Genomic DNA, 25765 nt, shown 5'->3' with positions numbered 1-25765 from the left:
ATCTGTCTCCTAGACACTATTTCAGATGTTTTTCGCAGGCTTCCACGATGTCGTCGGTATACATTTCCACTCGTTCGATGTCCGGCCCCTCGACCATGACCCGGCAGACCGATTCCGTACCCGAGTAGCGGAGCAGGACACGGCCTCTGCCCGTAAGCGCGGCTTCCACCTTGCGCACCGCCTCCTGAACCTCGGGGGCGCTGTCAAAGGGAATCTTGCGCTTGACGTGCACGTTCTTGAGCATCTGGGGGAACGGCTCCAGCAAACCGGCCAGCTCGGAAAGCGGCTTCTCCTTTTCGCACATGATGCGCAGGAGTTGCAGCGCGGCCAGCAGGCCGTCTCCCGTGGTCGAATGCTCCATGAAGATGAGGTGTCCTGACTGCTCGCCGCCGAGCATGGCGCCCTCTCGGCGCATGGCCTCGACAACGTAGCGGTCGCCCACTGCCGTACGCAGCAGTTGGCCGCCCTTCTCATTCATAAACAATTCGAGCGCCATGTTGGACATAACCGTCGCCACGAGCATGTTCTTGGGGAGCTTGCCCTTTTCCATCAACTCCAGGGCCGAAAGGGCCATGATCTGGTCACCATCCAGGATGCGGCCGTTCTCATCACAGACGATAAGCCGATCCGCGTCGCCGTCCAGGGCAATGCCCATGTGCGCGCCCTCGTCGACCACGATGTTGGAGATGACCTCCGGGTACAGGGAACCGCACTTCTCGTTGATGTTGACGCCATTGGGACTCATGCCGACCTTGATGACTTCGGCGCCGAGCTCCTCAAGCACGTAAGGAGCCACGCCGTAGGCCGCGCCGTGGGCGCAGTCGAGCACGATCTTGAACCCGTCCAGGGTCAGGTTCGGGGAAAAACTGTTCTTGAGATAGACAATGTACCGGCCTCGCGCGTCCTCAATGCGGTGAGCGCGCCCGATGTCCTCGTGAGGCGGGTAGTCCCAGGCCGGTTTTTCGGCCAGGACCAGATCGCTTATCTCGTCCTCCACCTCGTCGGGCAGCTTGAATCCGTCCCGGTCGAAGAACTTGATGCCGTTATCCATGAACGGGTTGTGCGAGGCGGAGATGACCACGCCGAGATCGGCACGCATGGACCGCGTCAGAAAGGAAATGGCCGGTGTGGGCATTGGTCCGACCAGGAATACGTCCATGCCGTTGGCGCACAGCCCCGAAGTCAGAGCGGTCTCGAACACGTATCCGGAAAGACGGGTGTCCTTGCCAATGACCACGCGGGAATGCTTGGAGCCGTTGCGGAAATACTGGCCTGCGGCCAGCCCCAGCTTGAGCGCGATCTCCGGGGTCATGGGATAGATATTCCCCTGGCCGCGCAATCCGTCGGTTCCGAAAAGCCTCTGCTTCATATCTCCTCCGAAAGGCTTGTCGCCTATTTCTTCTTGATGGTCGTCCTGATGGTTTCGGGATTCCGCTTCAGCAATTGGCATCCCTCCGGCAGGACAAGGTCATACGCAAGGTCGAAGGTCCCGGAGGCGGGCCTGCCGCCGAACAGGAGGGACGCGTCCATTTCCTTGCGGTATTCGTTATTGCGGAACAGAAAGACGGGCCCCTCAATGTGCACCCGCACATAGTCCTGCGCCACCGAGGCGGAGAAGCCTTCCGGCTCCAGGACCTTGAGGGGGAGCTTGACCCAGATGTCGCGCATCTTGGGAGCGAATCGGGCCACAACCCGTACCTGTGCGGGCGAGGCCTCTATTTCCTCGTCGAGCTCCACGGCCACGTCCTCGGCCCACTGGTCAGGCACCTTCTCCAGGAAATCCTCTTCCAGCACGACCTTTGCGTTTTCTATTTTTCTGAGCTTGGTGGCCGGCCCCCTGATCTCCACCAGGGGCGGTTCGGCCTTTACTTCGAGCAGGTCATAGTCAGCGTTGAGCTTCCCCGCCCATGCCGGTTCCATCTGAATCTTTTTGGTAATGCGCTTGTCCACCATCAACTTGAGACGGTTGGGCTTGATCTCGATTACTTCGTAAGACGAGGTAAGGGGCAGCTTGTCCGGGTCGATCTCCAGAACCTGCTGCCCGATCTTGAGCGAGGAAACATTCAGCGGATAGGTCAGATGCTGGGACGCCAGGGAGTCCACGAGTCCTCGAGGGCCTCGCAGCCGGACCTGAATCTTGTCCACCAGCCCTTCCTCGATGATCATGCCCTCGGGCGGGTTGGTCATGACGACGGGCATCTCCAGCCACGTCTCCACCACCTCTCGTCCGGTGACCAGAAACCAGGTAAAAATGGCGAGAGCCAGGGCCAGGACCATGGTTGACCAATTCTTGAACATGTCAGCGTCCCAGGGCGTTCCTCAGAACGCGGCGTAAGCGTGTTTCGTCCAGGCTGGTCGTCAGCCTGCCGTTCATGGCCACCGAGACCTCGCCACGCTCCTCGGACACGACCACGGTGATGGCGTCCGAGCCTTCGCTGATGCCGAGCGCCGCCCTGTGCCGGGTGCCGTACTTGGGCTGTCCTCGAAGCTTGCTGGACAGGGGCAGGATGCAGGCGGCGGCCACGATGCGGTTGCGACGGACGATCACGGCCCCGTCATGCAGCGGGGTATCGGTGAAGAAAATGGTTTCCAGGAGTTCCTTGTTGACCTTGGCGTCCAATTCTATGCCGCGTTCGATGATATCGCCGAGGGGCATATTCTTTTCGATGACAATGATGGCCCCGGTGTGGCTGTACGACATGGTCATGACCGACTGAGTCAACTGGTCAAGGGTGTCGTCCCGCACCTCGGCCTTGGACCAGAACCGTTTGGTACCGACCGATGCCAGGGCCTTGCGGATGTCGTTCTTGAACAGGATGACCACCACCAGGAAGATGGAAGCAAGGAACTCGCCCAGCAACGCGTTGAGCGTATAGAGATTGAACAGGTCCGACATGTAATAGATGACCAGCACCACCACCAGGCCATAGAGCACGGCGGCAGCGCGGGTCCCACGGACCAGCAAAATGATATTGTAGTAGAGGAAGGCGACGAGGCCGATGTCGAGCACCACGCGCCAAGTGATCTGTATCCCGAAAAGTTCAAACATATTTTAGACTATGCCAATTCGTGAACAATGGTCAATGTTTGGCGTGCAAGTTTCACTTCATGCACGCGATGGATGGGAACACCCTTTGCCGCCAGCACTGAGGTGGCCGCCTGCGTGGCGTTCTGACGTTCGCCCACATCCAAGCCGAGCAGGTCCTGCCATAGCCGCTTGTTGGAGAGCCCCATATAAACCGGCAGCCCCAGGGCCATGAACCGGTCAATATGGCGGAGTATCTCCAGATTATGCTCCAGCCGCTTGCCGAAACCGATGCCGGGATCAAGGGTTATCCGGTCGCGAGGCAGTCCGGCCTTGTCCAGGATCTCCAATTTTTCCTCGAAAAATGCCAGGATATCCTCGACCACGTCACCGTACTTCGGGGCGTCCTGCATGGTCTCGGGCCTGCCTAGGCTGTGCATGAGCACATAGCCGGGCCGGTACTGGGCAATGACGTCGAGCAGGCCGGGATCGAAGGCGAAGGCTGATACGTCGTTGAGGATCAGCGCGCCCGCGTCCAGGGCCGCCGCAGCCACCTCGGCCTTGAAGGTGTCCACCGAGAGCACGCAGCCGGTGTCCGCAGCAGCCAGCTCCCTGATGACAGGAACCACGCGGGCCGTCTCTTCGGCAGCGGACACAGGGTCGGCGTAAGGCCGGGTGGATTCGCCGCCCACATCGAGGATGTGCGCTCCCTGCCGGGCCAGTTCAAGGCCGTGCGCAATGCCCGCTTCTGCACCCTCGTGCCTGCCGCCGTCATAAAAGGAATCCGGGGTCACATTGACGATCCCGGCAATAATGAAGGGGGCCGGTCCGAGAACCGCCCCCCCCTTGAGTGTCCAGGTTATGTCTTTCATCTGCCGTTGCCGATGCGTTACTGCGATTAGTGGAGCTTGGAACCGCCGTCGCCGTCGGTCTCCGGCTTGTCCTCGTCCTCGATAAGGAACTCGTCCTCCTCGGAACCGGACTCGCTGACCGGCTTGTAGCCGGGGGAGGAAACCGACCGCCCTTCGGCATCGTAACCGGATGCGGTGCCACCCGGAGCAGAGCCGGAGGGAGTCCCGCCGGAAGCGGAACCGTTGCCGTTCTTTTCCATAGGCGGCAAAGCCTTGCCTTCCATGAGCAGATCAATGTCTGCGCCGGTGATGGTCTCACGTTCCAGCAGGGCCTGGGCAATGGCTTCCAGCGCGTCCAGGTTGTCCCGGAGCAACTGAGTGGCCTTTTCGTATGCGCCCTCCACGAAACGACGAACCTCGGAGTCGATCATCTTGGCGGTTTCCTCGCCATAGTTCTTGTCGTGGATGAGTTCCTTGCCGAGGAAGACCTGCTCCTGGTTGTCACCGAAGCTCAGGGGACCAAGCTTGTCGGACATGCCCCACATGCAGACCATGGAGTGGGCGGTCTTGGTGGCGCGCTCAATATCGTTGGACGCGCCTGTGGTGAGCTGATTGAGGACGACTTCCTCGGCACAGCGTCCGCCCATGAGCACGGCCATATTGTTCAACAGATAGTTCTTGGAATAATTGTGGCGGTCCTCGCCGGGCAACTGCATGGTCACGCCGAGGGCTCGGCCGCGCGGAATGATGGAGACCTTGTGCACGGGGTCGGTGCCGGGCAGCAGCTTGGCCACCAGGGCGTGTCCCGCCTCGTGATAGGCCGTGGTCTTTTTCTCGTCATCCGAGAGGATCATCGATCGGCGCTCGCGGCCGCCCATCATCAGCTTGTCCTTGGCCTCCTCGAAATCACTCATGGAGACCTGGTCCTTGCCCATTTTGGCGGCCTGGAGGGCGGCCTCGTTGACGAGGTTCTCCAGATCTGCGCCGGAGAACCCTGGGGTTCCGCGCGCGATGGTCGCCAGATCCACTTCCGGAGCCAGCGGCGTCTTGCGGCTGTGGACCTGGAGAATGCGTTCGCGGCCACGCAGGTCCGGGCTGGGCACCACCACCTGTCGGTCAAAACGGCCGGGCCGGAGCAGGGCCGGATCGAGCACGTCGGGCCGGTTGGTGGCCGCGACCAGGATGACGCCTTCGTTGGACTCGAAGCCGTCCATCTCAACCAGCAACTGGTTGAGGGTCTGCTCGCGCTCGTCGTGCCCGCCGCCGAGACCGGCGCCGCGCTGACGTCCGACAGCATCAATTTCGTCGATGAAGATCAGGCAGGGAGCGTTCTTCTTGCCCTGGGCAAAGAGATCGCGCACGCGGGATGCGCCCACGCCCACGAACATCTCCACGAAGTCCGAGCCGGAAATGGTGTAGAAAGGAACGCCCGCCTCGCCCGCAACGGCGCGCGCAAGCAGCGTCTTACCGGTACCGGGAGAACCCACCAGGAGCACGCCCTTGGGGATGCGCCCGCCAAGACGGGTGAACTTGCGGGGTTCGCGAAGGAAATCAACGACCTCGGAGAGCTCCTCCTTGGCCTCGTCCACGCCAGCCACGTCATCAAAGGTGACCTTTGCGGTCTCCTCGTTGATCAGCCGCGCCTTGGATCGGCCGAAGGACATGGCCCCTCTGCCGCCGCTGCCGCCGCCCTGCATCTGGCGCATGAAGAAGATCCAGACGCCGATGAGCAACAGCATGGGGAACCAGGAAAGCAGGAGGGTCATATACCAGGGGGAGTCGTCCTGCGGCTCCGCCTTGACCTCGACTCCCTTCTTGATCAGCGTGTCGATAAGCTTGGGATCATCGGGGGTGTAGACCTGAAATTTCTCCCCGGAACTTTTGGTACCGGTGATTTTCGGGCCCTGAATCTTGACGTCGGCCACGTTGCCCGAATCGACCATGGCGAGGAATTCGCTGTAGGACGGATTGTCCTGCGGCACGGGCGGTTGGTTGAAAAGGTTGAAAAGGACAACCATCAGGATAAAGATGATGGCCCAAATAACCAAATTTTTCATATGGTTGTTCAAATGAACTTCCTCCGAAGCTTGGGACGTCTCGTCCCTTTGCCCTCTTGGGTGGACCGCCTGACGGGGATTGCGGCCATGGTTAACGTGCGATGTGCGATTGTAAGAGTAATGCCCTCCGGCAAAAAATCAAGGGATACGAGGTGAAAAATACCCCGTATCCCGTTATTTGTCACCAAGGGATTAGTTGACCGCTTCGAGCCATTGATTCAGGGCGCTAATCTGCCCTTCCACTGACTCGGGTCCAGTGGAACCGGGAGAGGTCCGCCGCCGGACGCAGGCCCGGTAATCCAGCACATTGAAAACGTCTTCCCCGATGTCGGCGGAGAACTTCTGCAATTCTTCCAGGGCAAGACCTTCCAGACCGACGCCCTTGGTCTCGGCATGGGCAACGGCCGCGCCGGTGATGTGGTGCGCCTCGCGGAAGGGAATGCCCTTGGCGGCAAGATAGTCGGCCAGCTCGGTGGCGTTGAGGAACCCTTTCTCCACGGTGGCCAGCATCTTTTCCGGCACAAATTCGAGCTGTTCAAGCAGACCGGCCATGATCCCCAGGGAGGCGGACACGGTCTTGTCCACGTCGAAGAACGGCTCCTTGTCCTCCTGGAGGTCCCGGTTGTAGGTCATGGGCAACCCCTTGAGGACCACCAGCAGGCTCATCAGCGAGCCTACCACGCGACCGGTCTTGCCTCGCATGATCTCGCAGGAGTCCGGGTTCTTTTTCTGAGGCATGATGGAGGACCCGGTGGAATACTGGTCGGGCAGCTTGACGTAGCCGAAATTGGGGTTGGCCCAGATGATGACCTCCTCGCACATACGCGAGAGGTGGGTCATGACGAGGCTCCCGGCAAAGACCGCCTCCAGCACGAAGTCACGGTCGGAGACAGCGTCCATGGAATTGGCGAAGATTTCGTCCACTCCCAGGTCGTCGGCCACGGCGCGGGGGTTCACCGGATGGGTGGTCCCGGCCAGGGCGGCCGCGCCCAGCGGCATAACGCGTACCCGCTTCAGGCAGTCGGTCACGCGCTCGAAGTCGCGCTTGAACATCTGGCAATAAGCCAGCAGGTGGTGAGCCAGGCTTACCGGCTGGGCGGGCTGGAAATGAGTGCAACCCGGCAGCAGGGTATCGCGATGCTCTTCGGCACGAGCCAGATAGACCTTGATCAGCGAAAGTAGATACTCCCGCCAGGCCTCAAGCCGCGCGGCCACATGGAGCCGGAAATCCAGCGCCACCTGGTCGTTGCGCGAACGCGCGGTGTGCAGCTTGCCGCCCAGGGGGCCGATAATGTCGGTCAGCCGGGACTCGATGTTCATGTGGACGTCTTCCATTTCGGTCTTCCACACGAAATCCCCGGCCTCGATCTCCGCCTTGACCATATCCAGGCCGTCGCAAATCCGCTTGGCTTCCTCTTCGGTCAGGAAGCCCTGTTTGGCCAGCACGCGGGCGTGAGCCTGAGAGCCGCGGATATCCTCGGCATAAAGCTGCCAGTCAAAAGAGACGGATTCGGAATACGCTTCCATGGAGGCGGCGGTGCCTTCAGCGAACCGCCCGCCCCACATTTTCTTTTCTGCCATACGTTACTCGCAGGTTTCTTCGACGTCCTTGCCGCCCCACTTGGACTGCTGCATGCGGCCCTTGAGCCGCAGGCCGACCAGCTTGATGAAGCCTTCCGCGTCGGCCTGGTTGTACACGTAGTCTTCCTCGAAGGTGGCGAGGTCGGAGTTGTACATGGAGAAAGGCGACTTGCGGCCGAGCGGCACGCAGTTACCCTTGTACAGCTTGAGCCGAACGGTACCGGTCACCTTCTCCTGGGACTTGTCGATCATGGCCTGAAGGGCCTCCCGCTCCGGGGAGAACCAGTAACCGTAGTAGACCATCTCGGCATATTTGGGGATCAGCGAGTCACGCAGGTGCATCACCTCGCGATCCATGCACAGTCCCTCCAGGTCACGATGGGCGGCGGCCAGGATGGTTCCACCGGGGGTCTCATACACACCGCGGGACTTCATGCCCACGAAGCGGTTCTCGACCATGTCGATGCGTCCGATGCCGTGCTTGCCGCCGAGCTCGTTGAGCTTGGCCAGCAGGGCCGCCGGGGAGTACTTGACGGAGTTGACCGCAATGGGATCGCCCGCTTCGAAATCGATGGTGATCTCCTCGGGCTCGTCAGGGCACATCTCCGGGGGCGTGATGTTGCGGTAGCAGTCCGGGCCGGGCGCGCACCACGGATCTTCCAACTCGCCGCCCTCGAAGGAGGTGTGCAGCAGGTTGGCGTCGATGGACCACGGCTTCTTGCGGGAGACCGGGATGGGGATCTCGTTTTCCTTGGCGAAATCGATCAGATCGGTGCGGGACTTCAGTTCCCATTCACGCCAGGGGGCGATGGTGGAGAGGCGCGGATTGAGGGCCATGGTGGCCAGCTCGAAACGAACCTGGTCGTTGCCCTTGCCGGTGGCGCCGTGAGCCACGGCCTGGGCGCCTTCCATCTCGGCGATCTCGACCATCCGCTTGGAAATCAGCGGACGGGCAATGGCCGTGCCCAGCAGGTAGCGGCCCTCGTACAGGGCATTGGCCCGAAACATGGGGAAGACGTAGTCGCGCACGAACTCCTCACGCAGGTCCTCGACGTAGGCCTTGACCGCACCGGTGGCCAGCGCCTTGTCTTCAATGCCGTCCATCTCCTCGCCCTGACCGAGGTCGGCGGTCATGCAGACCACGTCACAATTGTAGTTATTCTTGATCCACTTGAGGATAATCGAGGTATCCAGGCCGCCGGAATAGGCGAGGACCACTTTTTCTATCTTGCTCATGATTGATTCCTTTGAGCTCTATCTCTTTTGATTATTTATATATCCATTCAAGAATGGCTTTCTGCATGTGCAGCCGGTTTTCGGCCTGGTCCCAGACGATGGAAGCCGGGCTCTCGAACACGGACTCGCTGACTTCCTCACCCCGGTGGGCGGGCAGGCAGTGCATGAACTTGGCGTTGTCCGCGCCCTTGGCCATCAAGGCTTCATCGACCATGTACCCGGCAAAGGCGGCCTCGCGTTTCTTCTGCTCGGCCTCCTGACCCATGGACGCCCAGACGTCGGTATTGACGTAGTGCGCTCCGGCCACGGCCTCGGCGGGATCGCGGGTCAAAGTGACCTTGGCTCCCAAGGATACGGCCTTGTCCACGATGGCCGGGTCCGGATCATACCCCTCGGGGCAGGCCAGGGCCAGTTCGTAGCCAAAGGTCGCCGAGCCATTGATGAAGGAGTGGGCCATGTTGTTGCCGTCGCCGACCCATGCCACCTTGAGTTTCTCCAGGTCGGGAGTCCGCTCGTACATTGTCAGCATGTCGGACATGATCTGGCAGGGATGGTATTCATCGGTCAGGGCATTGACCACCGGGATGTCGCCGTACTCGACCAGGGTCTCGAGATTGCCCTGGCCGAAGGTTCGCACGATGAGCCCGTCCGCATATCGCGACAGCACGCGCGCGGTGTCCTTGAGCGGCTCACTGCGGCCGAGCTGAGAATCCTTGGAGGCGATGAAAACGGGATCGCCGCCGAGCTGGCGGACGCCGATCTCAAAGGACACGCGGGTCCGCGTGGAAGCCTTGTCAAAAATCAGGAGCAGCACCTTGCCGGACAGGAGATCGGTACGGACAGCGTTGTCCTTCATCTCCTTGGCGCGTGCGAGCACCTGATGGGCCTCATCCCTGGGGATGTCCAGAATGGTCAAGAAATGCTTGGGCATCGTGTAGTTACTCCACTTGTCATTTGCCATATGCTTACGAAAGAGGTGGAGTTTGGCCCATTATTATATGAATGTAAAGCGTTTTGCCCCGGACTGCCTTGACCAACGGCCAATCCCCCGAATAGGACCTCTCGCCCGGTCAGGGGTCGATCTGCTCCAGAAACATAATCCCGCCAAACCTGAGTTCGTTGATGACCATGGGCTTGATGGGATCACCGTTTTCGTCGAAACGGATCGTCCCTGTAATACCCTTGAACCCCCTGGTGGCGGCAAGTGCGTCACGAACCTTGGCCTTATCCACGGTCCCTGCCCGTTCCATGGCGTCCTTGAGCAACATGAAGCTATCGTAGACCAGGGCCGAGGTATCTTCCTTCAACTTGCCCACGGACTGCTCGTACTCCTTGACGAAACGCCGTGACAACTCCGTATTCACCCAACGGCTCCAATGACTTGAAAAATAGATGCCGCTGACGTTGCGGCCAACATAGTCGAAGAGTTTCATGCCCACGCCGTCTCCACTGAGCAGGTGATAGTCATGGCCCGTCCGCTTGGCCTCGAGGAAAAAGCCCGACACGTCCTCATACCCTCCGGGAACGAAAAGCGCGTCCGGCTCATACCTATTGACGACGCCGATGATGGCAGCGAACGGAACCGAGTCGGCATGATAAACGCCCTTCCACAGGATCTGCCCACCAAGCCGCTCAAACGAGCGGATGAAGGTATCGGCGAGCCCGATGCTGTAGGTCCGGGACTCGTCCACAAGCACCACGGCGGTTTTGTCCCTGAGCCGCCGTCGCGCAAAGCTTGCCAGGCCTGCGCCTTGAAAGGAGTCCGTGTAGCAGATGCGGAAGATGTAATCACCCACCCGGGTCACGGCGGGATTGGTCGACATGTGAGTGACCATGGGCACCCCGGCCTTCTGAAGCACATCGGCCATAGCCAGGGAGTGGGAGCTCCAGTTGCAGCCCACCACGGCAACGACGCCGTCCTTGATGGCCTGCCGCGCCGCCTGAGCGCTGCCTTCGGGGGTACTCCGGTTGTCGAACTCCAACAACTCCACGGAACGGCCCAGGATGCCGCCCTCGCTGTTTATCTTGTCCACGGAGAACCGGGCGGCGTCAAAAGAGAGGGAATTGGTTTTTCCGGCCACGCCCGTCTTGGCTGTGATCATGGCGATTCGGACGGGCGGAGCAGCTGAAGCAGGGGACACTGCCAAAAGAAATAAAATTAGGAACAGGGCCGAAAAGGTTCTAAAACGCCCTACCACGCACAGACTTCGGAAATCGCCACCTGTCACTCGCCGACTCCATTTTATCAGTAATGTTAAGTCATTCTAGATGAGGCCAACGGCCAAGACAACCGCTTTTCCAGCCACGATCAGTGCCGCTTCAGCCATTCATAAAACTGACTCAGGGTCAACTGGCGGCTGGCGGGTCCGCTGCGCACGTAGAATTCCTCGCTCTTCCCGTTGTCCAGAATGGCTGGGGCGCCCGCCGGAATGCAGTGGACGCAGAGCACCTGTCTGCCCTGCACCTCAAGAACAGCCGTATCGATATACCTCGAAAATTCGGTGCCGATCTGCTGGTTCACCAGGTTGTTGAAATGCAGGAGCGCCTTATCTTCGTTGGCGAAGTTGTCTTCCGAGAATCCGGCCACCTCACCACTGTCGGCCACGCCGATAAGCAAATTGCCGCCCTCGGAGTTCAGGAAACCGGCCACGGTCTTGAGGCTCGCATGCTCGATTTCCTTACCGTTCTTCCCCGACTTGAGGTTGAATCGCAGGGTCTGCTTGAACTCCAGAGTGGAGGATTCGCCCTCGGCGATGAGTCGCAAGACGTCGCCCGGCGTTTGCGGCATGCCGTGCTTCATTCCCAGGACCTCTATCCGTGCCCGGTTCCGGTGCAGGATGAGCAACGCACCGGCCGCCAAAAGCACCAGGCCGAATCCGAAAATCTGTAGAAATGTGTCGCTGGTCAGCGAAGAGACGACATTGGCCATGGGTACGGCCACGCCCAGGGAGATGGTGTCTCCGAACACGGATAAAGGCAGGACATAAGCCCACCAGACCTCTCCGTCCAGTGAGTAACGAAACGGTTTGCCTTTCTGGCCCGGGTCCTTGTCCAGCCTTTGGATGGCCGCGTCCACGACCTGGTCTTCGATCTGCCCGGCCTCCTCGATATGAACCGCTGCATCGTCTCCTCCGCCGTCGGTCACTTCCCGGACGGGGAGAACTTTGCCACTGTCCCAATAGAGGAAAATGCGCTCTGCCCCACCCTTTTCCGCACCTCCCAACTGCCTGAGAACGGCTTTGACGGGAAAGACATAGGAAATCATGAGCTTTTCGCCCTTGGCCTCCACCGGGGTGGACGCCGCGAGCAAAGCCTCGCCCGAGGCGTAGAACCGATACACGCTACGCCAATTGACCTGTCCCGGCTGGAGGTGCGCCCATTCGTCGGCCAACCCCTTGTCCAGGGCCTCACGGTCGAAGGGCCACTCGGGAGACGTCGGCGTCGCGCTGCCACCCTTGCCCAGCAAGGTCCAGCGCAGGGCGTTCTCCGTGCCCCTGCCGGGAACGAGCTCGACGATGCCGTCCGCGCGCTTGGCCAGGGAATAGCGGAGCCCCTTTTCATCGGAAACCAGAACGGCCTCCAAAGCGGCGTGTCCGGCCAGCATGGACCGGTACCGCGCTCGCAGTGCCTTGGGCGACAGGCTGGACAGACCGGCGGCTCCGATCTCGTCGTTGGACTTGGTCACGGCGTTGACCAGCACCGTTACCGCGCCTCCAAGACCGCGCGCCGAATTCTCCACAGCGACCACGGCGGCATCCCTGCGAACCTCTCGCACACCCCAAAAGACGAGGATTCCCATGGTCAACGCCGTGAGAATCACACCGTAAAAGAGAACCCGGTAAAGCTGCTTGCCCTTGATGACATTACGCCCAGGCATGGTCCTCCCCGGCTATGGCGTATTCAAGCGCGACGCGGTCCACGGCGGCGTCGGTCAGGTCGTACATAATCTCTCCATGGTCGTGACCGGCCAGATGCAGGACGCCATGGGCCAGGAGCCTGGCCAGATGCAGCGTAGGCTGCTGTCCGTACAGGAATGATTCCCTGGCTACCGCGTCCACGGACAGGGCCAGGGCTCCCATAAATTCGCCGTCCTCGTCGCCGGACGGAAAGCTCAAAATATTGGTAGGCCCTTCGCAGCCCATGAATTCCCGGTTAAGGCGGGCAATCTCGCCATCGCCCACCAGCTTGACCTCAACGCTCCGTCCCTCCAGCCCCAGAGAGTCGAGGATCACGGTCAGCAACCCTGAAAGCTCGCGGCGGGAAAGCGGAAAACCCGGATCAAGCCGGGTTTCGCGTATGACGGTTACCGCACCTGCCATGGTTACCCGGCCCCGCTCTCGAAACGATCGTAAGCCCGGACAATCCGCCCCACCAGAGGATGGCGGATTACGTCGTGCTCATCGAAGGTGATGAAACGGATGGACTCCTCCTTGCCCAGGATGGCCCTTGCGTGCAACAGCCCGGACTTGGCGTGAGACGGCAGATCGATCTGTGTCACGTCCCCAGTGACCACTGCGCGGGAGCCGAAACCCAGGCGGGTGAGAAACATCTTCATCTGCTCGGGCGTGGTGTTCTGGGCCTCGTCCAGGATGATGAACGCGTCATTCAGCGTCCGCCCGCGCATGAAGGCCAGAGGGGCGACTTCGATGACGCCGGTCTCCTGATATTCCTGCACCTTGGCGAAGTCGAGCATATCGTGCAGCCCGTCATAGAGGGGACGCAGGTAGGGGTTGATCTTTTCGGTCAGGTCGCCGGGCAGGAACCCGAGTTTCTCCCCGGCCTCCACGGCCGGGCGGGTGAGCACGATGCGCTTCACCTCGCGCCGCAGCAGCGAGCCCACGGCCATGGCCACGGCCAGATAGGTCTTGCCCGTGCCCGCCGGTCCGATGCCGAAAGTCAGGTCGGACTCGCGGATGGCGTCCAGGTAGGCGCGCTGGTTCAGCGTCTTGGGCGAAACGGTCCGCTTGCCCGAGGTGGCGTACACGTCGTCCTTGAAGACCTGTCCCACGTCGGCCGAGGGTTTGCGCTCCAACACACGGCAGGCGAAATCCACGTCCTGGGGATAGAGGGGCTTGCCGGTCTTGAGCATGCCGTAGAGCTGGGTCAGCACCTGCCCGGCCAGGTCGGCCTTGTGGCAGTCGTTCCCGTCACATTGGATGGTCACCGAGTTTCCCCGGCTCTCGATCTTCGTGCCGATACGCTCGCCCAGCAATTTGAGATGCTGGTTCTGGGGGCCGAAGAGCTGGCTCGCCAGATTGGAGTCGTCGAATTCAAGTTTGGTTGCGGACAGTTTGGGGCCTCCCCTTTTCGGGCTGTTGCAAAATGCGCAATTTGCGGAGCGCGTCTGTCTCCGCCTTGCACGTACCCGTTAAGAAACAGCCTGGAGCAGATTGTTTCGGTTACCGAAAACAGAATTGCCGCGTTGCCGTTAAAAATCAACCCCTGGCGACCAAAAACCGTGCGCCGCCCTTGACTTTTTACCGTCGCAACTCCGCGACGGAGAAGCGCTACTCTATCCCTTGTTGCGTAAAAACATCCACCGGCACAACCGCCGCTCCAGCAGATTGGCGATCTCGTACAGGGCCGCGCCCATGAGTGACATGCCGAGAATGCCGGTGAACATGGTCAGGTAATCCATGGCGCCCCAGGCGTCCATGATCATATAGCCCAGCCCCCGGGTGGTGGCAAAGGATTCCACGAAAAAGAGCACGGCCACGGACACGCCTGTTCCCAGCCTTAAGGCAGTAAATCCGTGAGGCAGAGCTGCGGGCAGCAGCACCTCGCGCAGAACGTCCAGGCGCGAGCCGCCCAGGGAGCGGACCGAGTCGAAGTATTTGGGGTGGACGGCCTTGACCCCGTCGCGGGTGGTTACCAGGATCTGGTAGCCCAGAATGAGCGCGATCATGGCGATCTTGGCTGTGTCTCCCAATCCGAACAAGAGCAGGAAGACCGGCAGGAGCACGATCTTGGGCACCGGGTAGGTAAGAAAGACGAACGGCGCGAGCAGCGAGTCCACCCGCTTGACGCTGCCCATGACCAACCCGAGGGGGAAGGCCACGATCCAGGCCAGACCCATGGCGAACACGGCGCGGTAGGCGCTGACCATGAAGTGCTCCCAGAACAGCTTGGTGGTCAGCGCGAAAAAGAAGATGCGGAGAGCTTCCTCCGGGTGAGGCAGGATGACTCCGCCCAAGGCCAGGGCCGCTCCCTTCCAGAGCAGACCTATGCACAGGACCACCAGCCCGTAACGCAACAGGGAATGCATCCAGCTCACCACAGGTCCTCCACGGTGCGCCGCAGCTCCTTGAGCAGCGCGAAACACGATTCGGTGTTCAGGATGTCGCCGTCGCCGAAGCCGGGGTTATCGAAAACCGCCACCGGGCTGGCCGGGCGTCCAGACATGACCATGATCCGTTTGCCGAGCATGACGGCCTCTTCCAATGAGTGGGTGACCAGCACGTAAGGGACCTTGTTCCGCTGCCACACGTCGAGCATGGAGTGCTGCAGGCGCTCGCGGGTCAGGGCGTCCAGGGAGGAAAAGGGCTCGTCCAGCAACATGAGCCGAGGACGGGTGACAAAGGCACGGGCGATGGCCACCCGCTGCTGCTCGCCGCCGGACAGATTGGCGGGATAGGCCTGATCGCGTCCGGCGATGCCCAACTCGGCCAACTGCTCCCGTGCCCGCTCCAGGCGCTCCCGTTTTGGCACGCCCTGCACCTTGAGGCCGAGGGCGACGTTGTCGAGGACGGTACGCCAAGGCAACAGTCCGTAGTCCTGAAGGATAATGGAGATATCCGGTGTAGGCCGGGTGATGGGGCTGCCGTGAAGCAGCGCCCTGCCCTGATCCGGTGCGGCCAGGCCGCTCAAGATATAGAGCAGGGTCGTCTTGCCGCACCCCGAAGGGCCGACCACGGCCAAGGTCTCCTCCCTGTCGAGGGAAAAGGAGACGTCCCTCAGCACGGCCTCGCCGTCGTAGGATTTGGCCAGATTCTCAGCTGTCAGCATGATCTACGGGATAAGGGGGGACAAGACCAGTTCTTCAGGCACAGCCTCCTTGAGCAGCCCCTTCTCCATCATCCACTGCTGGACATCCTCCAACTCCTCGGGCGTGGGCAGCGAAGGCTGGGGGTAGGGATAAATGGGGAACTCGGCGACCAACGGTTTGGGAATGCGGCAGGTCTCGGCCATGAGCGGCCTGTACTTTTCCGGGCTGTTGGCTATGCGGCGGACCGCTTCCTTGTAAGCGGCGACGAACCCGATGTAGGCATCGGCGCCGTCCTTGAAATACTTGCGATGCAGACAGAGCACCGTGAGCGGCATACCCAGATTCTCGGCAGTGGCCAGGATGCTGCCGCCCTTGAGCCTGGACAGGGAGAGCAGCGGCTCCGGCAAAAGGGCCGCGTCGATCTGATTGGTCATCAGCATCTGCAACCGAATGGGAACCTTCTTGATCTCCACCTGGGAGAAATAATCAGGAGCGACGCCGAGACGCTTGCAGATGCGATCGGCCAGGTAGTCCATGATCGTGGACTTGGAAAGGCCGAGTTTGGCTCCCTTCATGTCGGCCAGCCCCCGCTCGGCCGCAGCCGGGGATTGGGCGATGCCGAACATGGGATACCCGGGAGTCGTGCGCCAGGAGGTCAGCGCGATGTGCATGGGCACGTTCTTGCTGATCAGCAGATAGGTGGCGATGATATCACCAAAGTAACCGTCCAGCTGTCCGGCCTGCATGGCCGTGTCGCGCTCCAGGGCCGAGGAGAACCTGACCAACTCCACGTCAAGGCCCTGATCCTTGAACAGACCGTCCCTCACGGCCACCTGAAGCGGCAGCGTGTCGACCACCGGCAAAATGCCGAAGCGGATTTTCTCGCCCGAGGCAAGGGCGGGAAGGCTCATGACCAGGACCAGCGCCACGGCGCACACGATTTTCTTCATCTGGATCTCTCCCGTATTTTCGTGGCGGCTATGTAGCACGGGCGGGGAAGAAAGAAAAGACGGCCCGTCCGCATGACCGGGCCGTCCGTTATCCATTTTCAACTCCGCAAACTGCGGGGTGCTAGCTTCCTCAGCCGCCCCCTTCTGAGTGCAGAAAACTGCGAGCCACAAGGAGCAGAAGCAGCACCGCGCTTCCCACTCCCACCCAGTGAGGCAGGGTCTCGTTTACCCCGGAGACCACGGCGGTGATGTCCAATCCAAGGGCCGCGTACAACGCGTCGACCACGTAGGCCAGCGCCAGGGAACACAGGACTATGGACAAGACGTAGAGGGACGCCGCCCGCTTGCCCAGCGCCTTGAGCATCACCGTGATGGTCGCGCCATTGGTGGCGGGGCCTGCCAGCAGAAAGACCAGGGCCGCGCCCGGGGAGAGTCCCTTGAGCAGCAGCGAGGCGGCTATGGGTGTGGATGCCGTGGCACAGACGTACAGGGGCAGCGCGACAACGAGCATGATCAGATAGGAGTGGAACCCGGTCCCGACATAGCCGTCCAGCAGATCGGGCGGGAGGAAGGCGGAAATGAGCCCGGCTATGAGCGCGCCCACCAGAAGCCATCGCCCGATGTCGCTGATCATCTCTCCGAATGCGTAGTCCATTCCAGACAGAAACTTGCCGTAGACCGTGGGCTTGCCGTCCGCGCCGCAATGCCCGCCGGAGCAGCCGCACCCCTCGTGTTCATGTTCATGCATATGCCCAAGTCCACCCGACATCGTAAGCCCGTCCATGGGCAACGGTTCGGGTTCCCGCTCGGGAAAGGCATTGACCAGGACACCCGCCACTATAGCAGTAATCGACGCTGCCACGGGCCTGACCACGGTCATGATCGGGTCGATGAGCGCATAGGTCACGGCCATGGAATCCACCCCGGTTTCCGGTGTTGCGATCATGAACGCGGTGGTCGCCCCCTTGCTGGCTCCCTGCCGGCGCAACCCGAGCGCCGTGGGCAGCACGCCGCAGGAGCACAGCGGCAGAGGCACGCCGATGACGGCGGCCTTGACCACTGACCACAAGGTATTGCGGCCCAGATGCCGGGCCATGAACGTGTCCGGCACGTACGCCTTGAGCAGCCCGGCCACAAAGAAGCCGAACAGGACGTAGGGACCAGCCTCGACCAGAACCTCCCAGGTGGCAAGGATCACATTCAACAACACATCAACCATGGCGCACTCTTTTGATTGTCGTCATAACTGAGTATGTATTCACACAATTCTCCAAAAAAAAGGAGGGGCCTAGCCCTCCTCGTGAATATGCTCCAGCCCCTGGGTGACCAGGTTACGCACGTGGTCGTCATCAAGGGCGTAAAAAACGTTCTTGCCTTCCTTGCGATAGCGCACCAGCTTGGCCGCGCGCAGCAGCCGGAGTTGGTGGGAAATGGCGGACTGGGACATATCCAGCACCTCGGCCAAAGCGCACACGCACAGCTCATGGATGGAAAGCGCATACAGAATCCGGACGCGGGTATAATCCCCCAACGCCTTGAACAGCTCGGCCATGAACAGGAATTCCCGCTCGGAGAGCATGCCGCTCCTGACCATGGAAACGTTTTCGGTATGTTTTGCAGTGTCACTGCAAGCTAGGTTGGCCATGATACCTCACATGAGTAGTTGCACATTTTTTACTTATGTACCCTTTAGTCATATGACTGTCAAGACTCACCCCTGGGACGGGAGTCAAAATAAAAATATAAATACAACTATTACAGATAGATATTTTCTAAACTTGCCAAGTCTGGAATTCCTTCCCCACCCCACACCAAACAGCCTCTCAATGCCATAAGACAAAAAAATGCCCCGCTTATGCGAGGCAAGCTCCGAATGCAGGCCGAACCATTCCAGTCAGCTGCCGGAAGAAGTTCAAATGCAAAGCGCAAAAGGACAAGTCCGGAGCGTACTCCCTATCCGCAACATCAACCTTAGCGGCATAGGAGCAACCGGGATCTCCCGGCTGTCATAAGGCCGCCCCGTTCATACGGGACGGCCTGAAACGTCGTTTACGCCCGCTAGATCAGACTGCGGACGGCTTCAAGTGCGGCGTCATAATCGGGTTCTTCCGTAATCTCGGAAAGGTACTGCACATAGGCTACCTTGCCGTCCTTGCCCACGACGAACACGGCGCGGGTGAGCAGGCGAAGCTCCTTGATCAGGGTGCCCCACCCTTCGCCGAAGGAAGCGTCCTTGTGATCGGACAGAGTTTGGACCGCCTCTACTCCGGCGGCCCCGCACCAGCGGGCCTGGGCGAAAGGCAGGTCCATGGACACGGTCAGAATCTTGACCGCGTTGCCAAGGGCTGCGGCCTCGGTGTTGAACCGGCGGGTTTCCATGTCGCAGACCGGGGTGTCCAGGGAAGGGACAGCGGCGATAACCAGGACTTTTCCGGCATAGTCGGCAAGGGTGGCGGGAGAAAGGTCATTGGCGGCCAGGGCAAAGTCAGGGGCGGCATCGCCCACTTTGATTTCAGGACCGACCAGGGTCAGGGGATTGCCTTGAAAAGTAGCGGCTCCGGTGCGTTCAGTCATGTCTATTACTCCTTAATGGGTTGGCTTCTTATCAGGAATGAATCCTAGTTAATTTGAGAATCTTTTTCAATCACTTTTTTCCAAAACAAAAACACGCCCATGATCAGGTCAATCCGAGCCGATGCAGCGTGAGATACTTCCTTCCTGCAAAATACAGTATTTCAAGCAAATTTTCTTTATTCTCCAATTCACTTCCCCGTATTTCAGCAAGAATAGCGGCCATCTCCTTTTCCTCTTCAAGGTAGTTGAAGATGACGGACGGGACATCCCTGATCGTCAGCAACCGATTAGCCCACCCCATCCCTTCGTGGTAATGCATCCGGGCGGCCACCGAGGCGGCGATCAGGGCGAGCTGGTGACGTCGCGGCAGGTCCGCAATGATCCGCTCACGATATCTCTCTACCAGAACATCCGGGCAATAGGCGAGCAGCACGTCGCACAGCCTGGGATCATCCTCCACCTTGTCCACACTCTCCTCCAGCACTGCGGCCACCCGGTCGCCCAGGGCGTTGATGGATTCCGACAACTCGTAGGAGAGCTCGGTGATGGTGCGTATGCCACCGGCCAACTTGTACTCGTGCATGAGCACCTTGGCCTCACTCCGTGCCCGGCTGCGCAGGATGGCCAGAAGCTGGGTCACATAGTCTCCCTTGATCTCCAGGAACTCGGCTTCGCTCAGGATCAGCCCTGCCAGGATCTCGTAGGACGAGCAAATCACTCCGGTCTTGTTGGCCGAAGGACCGGGGATGACCAGGACCCCCGCCTTTTCCAGCTCGGCCCGAGCGTCAGCGGAGATAAAGATATTGGCGCCCTCGACCACGCCCCGTGCTGACGGTTCGCCGCCCTTCTGCAGGAACTTCTTCCAGTTGGACATGTTGATGGTGTCGGGTCTTCCCCCCGAAGGGATGAACAGGTCCGCCACCACGGTGTTGTGCAGTTCATTGCGGACGCGGACGCCGTCCGGGTCCTCCGTGGACACGGCGATGGCCCCCTCTCCCCGCAACAGGGCCTTGTCGAAGTTGTGAGTCCGCAACCCGCCCCGAATGAGCCGGAGCAGCTCTCCATGATCCATGCCGTCTGGATCGTGCACCGCGCCATGGCCGTCGCTCATGGCAACGATACGGGCATTGTCGCCGTACTCGCGAATGAGAATTTTCATCACATTGGAGGCCACATCCCCGGCGGGACCGCCCGTGAGTTTGACCGTAAACGGCTCGCTGCGGGGGTCGATGCCCAGCGTCCTGAGCAACTCCTCGGCAAAGACTATGACGCCTTCGCTGGTCACACCGTATTCCTTGTGGGCAATGCCCGCTCCCGGCTTGGAGGACATGAAGGCGCTCGGCCGCTTGTAGCCCCGCATGAGAGCCCGCTCCGCAATCCATTCGATGTGGGACGGGGTGATGTTCTCGTCCGGCCCCAGATAGATCAGCTCCTCGCGGTTCAGGTAGTCCACGATGCCGGGCTGGACATATCCCTCCGCTCCCTCGGGCACGACCAGCAGGTCGAGGAAGGAGTCGATCATGGACTTGACCGCCAGGTCCACGTCCGCCTCGGGGCCGAGGAGGATGACGGCCTTGGAGCCGCCCTCGGGGATATCCTTGTTCTTGAACTGCTGGGCCGAAGCGAGCTTGGTCACCTCGTCGAAGAGACGGTTGGACTCCACCTCGAAATGATCCTGGGACCAGGTGCGTACCACACGCACTCCGCCCCTGGCCGTGTCGCGGTAGCGGACCTGGAAGGCGAAGGAATACGGGCCGTGAAAGCAGTAGATGCCGAAGGGCCGCTGGCTCCTGGGCATGGGTGCGAGAATGAGCGGGTCGAGCCGGAAACTCAGGCCAAGCTTGTCCGGGAGATAGTAGTTTGTCCGAAGGGTGAAACGGATGAATCGGTAAATGTAGGTGAGGATGCGCCGATTGACCGCGCTGTCCACCTGGCGCAGGGCCTCCCGAACGGCCCGACGGGCCTCCACCCGCGCGCGCTCCCTGTCGCCCCGGAAATCCGGGTTGAGCCGGGCGTTGAAGTACTTCATGAGCAATTCGGCGATGTCCCGGTGCTTGAGCAGGGCGTAGGTGATCCGGCTGGAGGTGTAGGCGTGCATATTCTCACGAATGAGGAACTGATGGGCGAACTCGCCCGCCGCCTGCATGAGCATGACCTGGCCCAGTTCCCATCCTTCTTCCTCGGCCAGAGCCTCCAGACCGTGGAAGGCGAACCACTTGGTCAGCCGCAGTTGCCGCTCCAGGCGGCGCCACTGCTCCGAATCGGCTTCAAGATCAATGCGGGAGCGATCCAGATAGAAGCTCATGACAACCATAGACGGCTTTCCGTCCGGTTCGAACTCGTCGGAATAGGCGCGGTCAACAGGAATGTCCTCACGGGCGAAGACGTTGACCACGCGAAGGAGCAGCCCTTTGCGCGGAGGATTGGACATGGCCACGGAGACGCGATCAAAACCGGGATGAACGTCCTTTTCCAGTTCGACGAACACACGCTCGCGATGCTCCACGCAATTGCATGCGCGAAAATGGCGTACCGCCCTGTCGGGGTCGAATTTCTCTATGTAATCCTCGGTTGCCTGCGACAGGAATCGCTCGAACGCCTCGACCTCGCTCGCCCCGACCTCAACGGCTCCACCGCGGGCCATGGCCAGAGCCCGATCAAGGTCCGCCCCGGCGGAGCACCTGGCCTTGGGGCCGAAAATAAGCGTGTCCAGCCTGATGGAGTCATCCCTGCTGGAGTAGATGCGGGCTATCTGAATGTCCTTGTCCCGGTACTTGGCAAGAACGCCCGCCAGGGCCCGCATATCGCCGCCTGGCGTAATGTGGGTAACCATGGTGCCGCAGGGCGAATGGAGCACCATGGACTGTTTCTCGGTGCGGACCATGCCGGAGACCAGAGCCATGATGTGCTGGACCTGTTCCTCCTCCCCGTGAGTCCGGAAATAGTATTCCGGCATCTCGCTCAAGAACCACGGAATGAGTTCTTCGGCGGACTTTTCTAGCCTGTTTGCAACTTTCTTTTGAATTTCCGATGGGTTGGGCATATCCGTTTCGTGCATCGCGTTCTCCGGTTAGATCATTGCGGCAGTTCCCATGATTTCCTTGTGCATGGCCTTGCCGGGAGAGTCAAGGACCGCGTCCCGAAGTTGCGGAACACATCGGAGGCATTATAAATTTACGGCATACAACCCAATATCGTGGACACAAAGAGGGGGGCGGGATATAGATACTTCAAGAAACATCCTTTATACCAACGGGAAACGAGCAACGGGGGAAACATCGTGAGCAAGAGCGCAATCGACACCGGCATACTGCTGGAAACAGGCACAAACGAGCTTGAAATTCTTGAATTTTATATCGTCGAGGTCTTGGACAACGGCGAGGAGGTCAAGAACTATTTCGGCATCAACGTGGCCAAGGTCATGCAGGTCATCGAAACGCCCAACCTCGAACCGCCGGAATCAGCCCCCCATCCCTCGTTCATGGGAACCATCCCCCTGCGCGACCTGATCCTGCCCGTGCTGGACCTGTCGGTCTGGCTTGAACTGAACATGCCCAAGACCGAGCGCGACATCGTCATTGTTACGGAATTCTCCAAGACGGTGACCGGGTTCCTGGTCTCCGGCGTCACCGAAATTCACCGCGTGGGATGGGGCGAGGTGATCCCGCCCACCAGCGTCATCTCCCAATCCACGGACGCCATCGTCGGCCTGGTCGACAAGGGCGAGCGGTTCATCCAGCTTCTCGACCTGGAAACCATCCTGACGCAGATTGACCCCCAGCCCGAAAGCAACGACGTGCCCATGACGGACAGGGAATACAAAATTCTGGTGGCCGACGACTCCGCCACAATCCGCATGATGGTGGAAAAGAGCTTGGCCGATGCAGGATTCAAGCCCATAATCACCAACAACGGCAACGAAGCCTACCAGAAGATCTTCGCCCTGAAGGCACAGGCCGAAGCGGAGGGCAAGGACATCACCGAATACGTCGACCTCGTGGTCTCCGACATTGAGATGCCGCTCATGGATGGCTTCAGCCTTACCAAGAACATCAAGGAAGATCCGGTCTTGCAAAAGCTCCCGGTCATCCTGTACTCTTCCATCATCACCAAGGAACTCAAGCACAAGGGTGACTCCGTGGGTGCAGACCTGCAGATAACCAAGCCCGACCTGCACACCATTCCGGAGGAAGCCATGAAGCTGATTCATGGTCGAATATAAGGATATTTCGTTTGACTCAACGTGACGACGTCCTCGAGATCTACCTCGAGGAAACCTTGGAAAGACTGGACTCCATCGAATCAGGCCTCCTGACGCTGGAACAACGTCGGGAGTGCGACACTCGACTGGTCAATTCCATCTTTCGCGACGCCCACTCGGTCAAAGCCGGGGCCAACCTGCTCGAGCTCTTCACCATAGAGAAGCTTTCCCATGATCTGGAGAATGTGCTTGAGCGCATTCGCCAATGCACGTTGGAGCCAAGCGAGATGGTGGTCACAGCCAGTCTGGAGGCCGTGGACAAGCTACGCGAACTGGTGGAAAACGTGGAACAGAGCGAATCCATCTCCATCCGCCTGCACACGGCCATGCTGGACATGGCCGTGAAACGGACCCTGGAAGAAGCCGGGGGCTGACGCCCGACCCGATTTTACCGCAAAAAAAGGGGACGCCCGCCAGGACGTCCCCTTTAATCGTTTCATTTTCCGACCTACTGCTCAAACTCGTCGAGCAGCGCGCCTATCTCCTGCATCTCGGCGAACGAAGTGTTTTTGAAGACCTCGCTCTCCACGGCCTGGAGAAACTCCTCATGGTTCATTCGGGAGATGTCGATCATGACACCCTTGACCTTGAAATAGAGTTGCAGGAAGGCGGCCAGGGCCTCCTCCTCCAATATGCCGTCGATGTCTCTGGCATCGGTGAGCGAAGTGAACGGCTTGTTCAGGCCGCCCAGGTAGAACACATCCAGACCGCTCTTGCCGTCCGTGATCACGCCCAGGAGGTTGAACGTCTTGAGCCTGGAAGCGAACTCCCCGGTCAGGTCGGGGATCTCCAGAACGTCCTTCTTGGGAAAAACCGAGGCAAAGACCATCTGTCCGTCTTCGTCGGCCATGGTGTGACGGAATACACTCTCGTCCCGGTTCTTCCGGGCGGCCTTGACGGTTTCGTAGAGGTCGCAGGCAAAAGCGAGCTTCAGATCGGCTATGACATTTTCATCCATACTGTTTTCTCCATTTGTCGGCGAGGAGTAGCGTATTTTTCGGCTGGAGACAACGAAAGAGCGAATTCCTTCCGCTTGCGCCTATTTGCGCGTCCACGGCGGCTCCAGTTCTAAAATCTCCGCATGCACAGGACAGTCCTCGACGTGCGCACCAGGCAGGTAGCCACAGCTCATCAGGAACTCGCCCACGATCTCGCCACCGGTAAACTTGAAGGTCTTCTTGAACAACTTGGTCCAGTCCGCCTTGGACAGCGGATGGCATTGATCCAGCCAGGCCTTGAAGGAGCAGTGCTCCCGTTGCAGTCCCAGGATGACGTTTGCGTTGTGGATAGCCGCGCCGACCTTGAGCCGGTTGCGGACGATTCCTGCGTCATTCAGAAGTCGCTCCCGCTCCGCCTCGCCGTAAGCGGCCACGGCGGCAATGTCGAAACCGTCATACGCCGCACGAAAATTCTCCTGCTTCCTGAGCATGAGGTCCCAACTCAGCCCGGCCTGGTTTATCTCCAGGATGAGCCGCTCAAACAGGGCGTTGTCATCGTCCAGCGGAAAGCCGTAGGCCGTGTCGTGATAGATGCGGTGCAGGTTGTCCCTTTCGAGACCCGCGACATACTCACAATAGGATCTTGGTGCGTCAGCCATGAGTTCACCCCCTAGCGCACGTCGTCATATTCACGCCTGACGCGGGCCAATCCATCGCGGTAGCCCTGGGCGTCGCCGTAGTCGAAAAAGGTCTTGTAGCGACTGTGGACCGACTTCACCGGACGGGCGTGCCGGACCGGACACCAATACTGCTCGGTGCGGGCCGCTACCTCACGGACAAAGCTCATGAGCCCGTTGAAATAGCCGCAATAAGCACAATTAAGCTTCTCCAGCCAGTTGAGGTACTGAAGCGAGTGGCGATCCATGACCACGTAGTCGCTCCGTTTGACGCGCGGGATGCCGTATACCGGAAAACAGACAAGCTGGTAGACGCAGACAACCGCGTCGAGAAACAGAACGGGGACCAGCGCCGCCCAGATAACGGGCACGGTAAGGACAATGAAGAATCCGGAATCATAGACATAGTCCGAAAATTTGGACAACAGTTCGCGGTGCCGCGCCCTGACCTCTTCGCTGAAACGGACCTTCTTGCGCTCGATGGTGAAACGCCACTTTTCCTGCTTTCGGGCCAACTCCCGTGTCAACTCCTCTTCCAGCTCCCCCATCTTCTCCAACAGCAGCGTCAACTGACTCATCATGCCTCCCCGGCGCTTGTTTCCAGATTTGATGCAAGAATAGCACGGTGTT

General features: G+C 60.0%; 24 protein-coding genes. 2 read left to right on the top strand and 22 right to left on the bottom strand.

What is annotated here, in order from left to right:
* Positions 1-16 precede the first annotated feature (16 nt).
* The 19 genes from glmM to GM415_RS11225 all read right to left on the bottom strand — a co-directional run bounded on the left by glmM (position 17) and on the right by GM415_RS11225 (position 22317).
* Positions 17-1369 carry a phosphoglucosamine mutase gene (glmM, locus tag GM415_RS11315; RefSeq protein ID WP_158948228.1) on the bottom strand — a complete coding sequence of 451 codons (1353 nt, stop codon included), beginning with the start codon at positions 1367-1369 and terminating at the stop codon, positions 17-19.
* A gap of 23 nt (positions 1370-1392) precedes the next feature.
* Positions 1393-2298 carry a CdaR family protein gene (locus GM415_RS11310; RefSeq protein ID WP_158948226.1) on the bottom strand — a complete coding sequence of 302 codons (906 nt, stop codon included), beginning with the start codon at positions 2296-2298 and terminating at the stop codon, positions 1393-1395.
* A gap of 1 nt (position 2299) precedes the next feature.
* Positions 2300-3049: a diadenylate cyclase CdaA gene (cdaA, locus tag GM415_RS11305; RefSeq protein WP_158948224.1), complete on the bottom strand. Its 750-nt coding sequence runs from the start codon at positions 3047-3049 to the stop codon at positions 2300-2302.
* A gap of 8 nt (positions 3050-3057) precedes the next feature.
* Positions 3058-3897, bottom strand: coding sequence for a dihydropteroate synthase (gene folP, locus GM415_RS11300; protein ID WP_158948222.1), 840 nt, complete (start codon positions 3895-3897; stop codon positions 3058-3060).
* A gap of 26 nt (positions 3898-3923) precedes the next feature.
* Positions 3924-5945, bottom strand: coding sequence for an ATP-dependent zinc metalloprotease FtsH (gene ftsH, locus GM415_RS11295; protein WP_158948220.1), 2022 nt, complete (start codon positions 5943-5945; stop codon positions 3924-3926).
* Positions 5946-6125: 180 nt separating this feature from the next.
* Positions 6126-7514, bottom strand: a complete 1389-nt coding sequence (gene argH, locus GM415_RS11290; RefSeq protein WP_158948218.1) for an argininosuccinate lyase — start codon at positions 7512-7514, stop codon at positions 6126-6128.
* A gap of 3 nt (positions 7515-7517) precedes the next feature.
* On the bottom strand, positions 7518-8750 hold the full coding sequence (locus tag GM415_RS11285; protein WP_158948216.1) for an argininosuccinate synthase: 1233 nt from the start codon (positions 8748-8750) through the stop codon (positions 7518-7520).
* 31 nt (positions 8751-8781) lie between these two features.
* Entirely contained in the window at positions 8782-9681 is a 900-nt protein-coding gene (argF, locus tag GM415_RS11280; protein WP_158948214.1) for an ornithine carbamoyltransferase, read from the bottom strand.
* Positions 9682-9820: 139 nt separating this feature from the next.
* A complete protein-coding gene (locus GM415_RS11275) occupies positions 9821-10891 on the bottom strand; it encodes an ABC transporter substrate-binding protein (RefSeq protein WP_277872921.1) in 1071 nt (356 codons plus the stop codon).
* Between the two features lie 167 nt (positions 10892-11058).
* On the bottom strand, positions 11059-12627 hold the full coding sequence (locus GM415_RS11270; RefSeq protein WP_158948210.1) for an AlbA family DNA-binding domain-containing protein: 1569 nt from the start codon (positions 12625-12627) through the stop codon (positions 11059-11061).
* On the bottom strand, positions 12614-13069 hold the full coding sequence (gene ybeY / locus GM415_RS11265) for an rRNA maturation RNase YbeY (protein ID WP_158948208.1): 456 nt from the start codon (positions 13067-13069) through the stop codon (positions 12614-12616). The genes GM415_RS11270 and ybeY overlap by 14 nt, the downstream gene beginning before the upstream one ends.
* A 2-nt stretch (positions 13070-13071) precedes the next feature.
* Positions 13072-14040 (bottom strand): PhoH family protein, encoded by a 969-nt coding sequence (locus GM415_RS11260; RefSeq protein ID WP_158950900.1) that lies wholly within the window; start codon positions 14038-14040, stop codon positions 13072-13074.
* A 222-nt stretch (positions 14041-14262) separates the two neighbouring features.
* On the bottom strand, positions 14263-15015 hold the full coding sequence (locus GM415_RS11255; RefSeq protein ID WP_158950898.1) for an ABC transporter permease: 753 nt from the start codon (positions 15013-15015) through the stop codon (positions 14263-14265).
* 5 nt (positions 15016-15020) lie between these two features.
* Positions 15021-15755, bottom strand: a complete 735-nt coding sequence (locus GM415_RS11250; RefSeq protein ID WP_158948206.1) for an ABC transporter ATP-binding protein — start codon at positions 15753-15755, stop codon at positions 15021-15023.
* Positions 15756-15758: 3 nt separating this feature from the next.
* The gene (locus GM415_RS11245) at positions 15759-16685 is read right to left on the bottom strand and encodes an ABC transporter substrate-binding protein (RefSeq protein ID WP_158948204.1); all 927 of its coding nucleotides are present in this window, start codon (positions 16683-16685) and stop codon (positions 15759-15761) included.
* Positions 16686-16815: 130 nt separating this feature from the next.
* A complete protein-coding gene (locus GM415_RS11240; protein ID WP_158948202.1) occupies positions 16816-17904 on the bottom strand; it encodes an SO_0444 family Cu/Zn efflux transporter in 1089 nt (362 codons plus the stop codon).
* A gap of 69 nt (positions 17905-17973) precedes the next feature.
* Positions 17974-18330 (bottom strand): ArsR/SmtB family transcription factor, encoded by a 357-nt coding sequence (locus GM415_RS11235; protein WP_158948200.1) that lies wholly within the window; start codon positions 18328-18330, stop codon positions 17974-17976.
* 413 nt (positions 18331-18743) lie between these two features.
* Complete coding sequence (gene tpx, locus GM415_RS11230; RefSeq protein ID WP_158948198.1) at positions 18744-19259, bottom strand: thiol peroxidase; 516 nt, start codon at positions 19257-19259, stop codon at positions 18744-18746.
* Positions 19260-19362: 103 nt separating this feature from the next.
* On the bottom strand, positions 19363-22317 hold the full coding sequence (locus GM415_RS11225) for an NAD-glutamate dehydrogenase domain-containing protein (RefSeq protein WP_158948196.1): 2955 nt from the start codon (positions 22315-22317) through the stop codon (positions 19363-19365).
* Between the two features lie 222 nt (positions 22318-22539).
* On the opposite strand from GM415_RS11225, the gene GM415_RS11220 reads away from it, so the two are divergent.
* Both GM415_RS11220 and GM415_RS11215 read left to right on the top strand, forming a co-directional pair.
* Positions 22540-23481, top strand: a complete 942-nt coding sequence (locus GM415_RS11220) for a chemotaxis protein (RefSeq protein ID WP_158948194.1) — start codon at positions 22540-22542, stop codon at positions 23479-23481.
* Positions 23482-23492: 11 nt separating this feature from the next.
* Entirely contained in the window at positions 23493-23894 is a 402-nt protein-coding gene (locus GM415_RS11215; RefSeq protein WP_158948192.1) for an Hpt domain-containing protein, read from the top strand.
* 74 nt (positions 23895-23968) lie between these two features.
* On the opposite strand, the gene GM415_RS11210 is transcribed toward GM415_RS11215, so the two are convergent.
* The 3 genes from GM415_RS11210 to GM415_RS11200 all read right to left on the bottom strand — a co-directional run bounded on the left by GM415_RS11210 (position 23969) and on the right by GM415_RS11200 (position 25713).
* Positions 23969-24478 carry a hypothetical protein gene (locus tag GM415_RS11210; protein WP_158948190.1) on the bottom strand — a complete coding sequence of 170 codons (510 nt, stop codon included), beginning with the start codon at positions 24476-24478 and terminating at the stop codon, positions 23969-23971.
* 81 nt (positions 24479-24559) lie between these two features.
* Entirely contained in the window at positions 24560-25117 is a 558-nt protein-coding gene (locus GM415_RS11205) for a DNA-3-methyladenine glycosylase I (protein ID WP_158948188.1), read from the bottom strand.
* An 11-nt stretch (positions 25118-25128) separates the two neighbouring features.
* Positions 25129-25713: a hypothetical protein gene (locus GM415_RS11200; protein ID WP_158948186.1), complete on the bottom strand. Its 585-nt coding sequence runs from the start codon at positions 25711-25713 to the stop codon at positions 25129-25131.
* Positions 25714-25765 lie beyond the last annotated feature (52 nt).

Source organism: Pseudodesulfovibrio cashew (genome assembly GCF_009762795.1).
Lineage (GTDB): Bacteria > Desulfobacterota > Desulfovibrionia > Desulfovibrionales > Desulfovibrionaceae > Pseudodesulfovibrio > Pseudodesulfovibrio cashew.
Note: the sequence above shows the minus strand (reverse complement) of the source record. Positions and strands in the feature narration are given on the sequence as shown.

Coding starts and splice junctions, on each gene's coding strand:
- glmM (WP_158948228.1), bottom strand. CDS start 1,369: ATGAAGCAGAGGCTTTTCGGAACCGACGGATTGCGCGGCCAGGGGAAT.
- GM415_RS11310 (WP_158948226.1), bottom strand. CDS start 2,298: ATGTTCAAGAATTGGTCAACCATGGTCCTGGCCCTGGCTCTCGCCATT.
- cdaA (WP_158948224.1), bottom strand. CDS start 3,049: ATGTTTGAACTTTTCGGGATACAGATCACTTGGCGCGTGGTGCTCGAC.
- folP (WP_158948222.1), bottom strand. CDS start 3,897: ATGAAAGACATAACCTGGACACTCAAGGGGGGGGCGGTTCTCGGACCG.
- argH (WP_158948218.1), bottom strand. CDS start 7,514: ATGGCAGAAAAGAAAATGTGGGGCGGGCGGTTCGCTGAAGGCACCGCC.
- GM415_RS11285 (WP_158948216.1), bottom strand. CDS start 8,750: ATGAGCAAGATAGAAAAAGTGGTCCTCGCCTATTCCGGCGGCCTGGAT.
- argF (WP_158948214.1), bottom strand. CDS start 9,681: ATGCCCAAGCATTTCTTGACCATTCTGGACATCCCCAGGGATGAGGCC.
- GM415_RS11270 (WP_158948210.1), bottom strand. CDS start 12,627: ATGCCTGGGCGTAATGTCATCAAGGGCAAGCAGCTTTACCGGGTTCTC.
- ybeY (WP_158948208.1), bottom strand. CDS start 13,069: ATGGCAGGTGCGGTAACCGTCATACGCGAAACCCGGCTTGATCCGGGT.
- GM415_RS11255 (WP_158950898.1), bottom strand. CDS start 15,015: ATGCATTCCCTGTTGCGTTACGGGCTGGTGGTCCTGTGCATAGGTCTG.
- GM415_RS11250 (WP_158948206.1), bottom strand. CDS start 15,755: ATGCTGACAGCTGAGAATCTGGCCAAATCCTACGACGGCGAGGCCGTG.
- GM415_RS11245 (WP_158948204.1), bottom strand. CDS start 16,685: ATGAAGAAAATCGTGTGCGCCGTGGCGCTGGTCCTGGTCATGAGCCTT.
- GM415_RS11240 (WP_158948202.1), bottom strand. CDS start 17,904: ATGGTTGATGTGTTGTTGAATGTGATCCTTGCCACCTGGGAGGTTCTG.
- GM415_RS11235 (WP_158948200.1), bottom strand. CDS start 18,330: ATGGCCAACCTAGCTTGCAGTGACACTGCAAAACATACCGAAAACGTT.
- tpx (WP_158948198.1), bottom strand. CDS start 19,259: ATGACTGAACGCACCGGAGCCGCTACTTTTCAAGGCAATCCCCTGACC.
- GM415_RS11225 (WP_158948196.1), bottom strand. CDS start 22,317: ATGCACGAAACGGATATGCCCAACCCATCGGAAATTCAAAAGAAAGTT.
- GM415_RS11210 (WP_158948190.1), bottom strand. CDS start 24,478: ATGGATGAAAATGTCATAGCCGATCTGAAGCTCGCTTTTGCCTGCGAC.
- GM415_RS11205 (WP_158948188.1), bottom strand. CDS start 25,117: ATGGCTGACGCACCAAGATCCTATTGTGAGTATGTCGCGGGTCTCGAA.
- GM415_RS11200 (WP_158948186.1), bottom strand. CDS start 25,713: ATGAGTCAGTTGACGCTGCTGTTGGAGAAGATGGGGGAGCTGGAAGAG.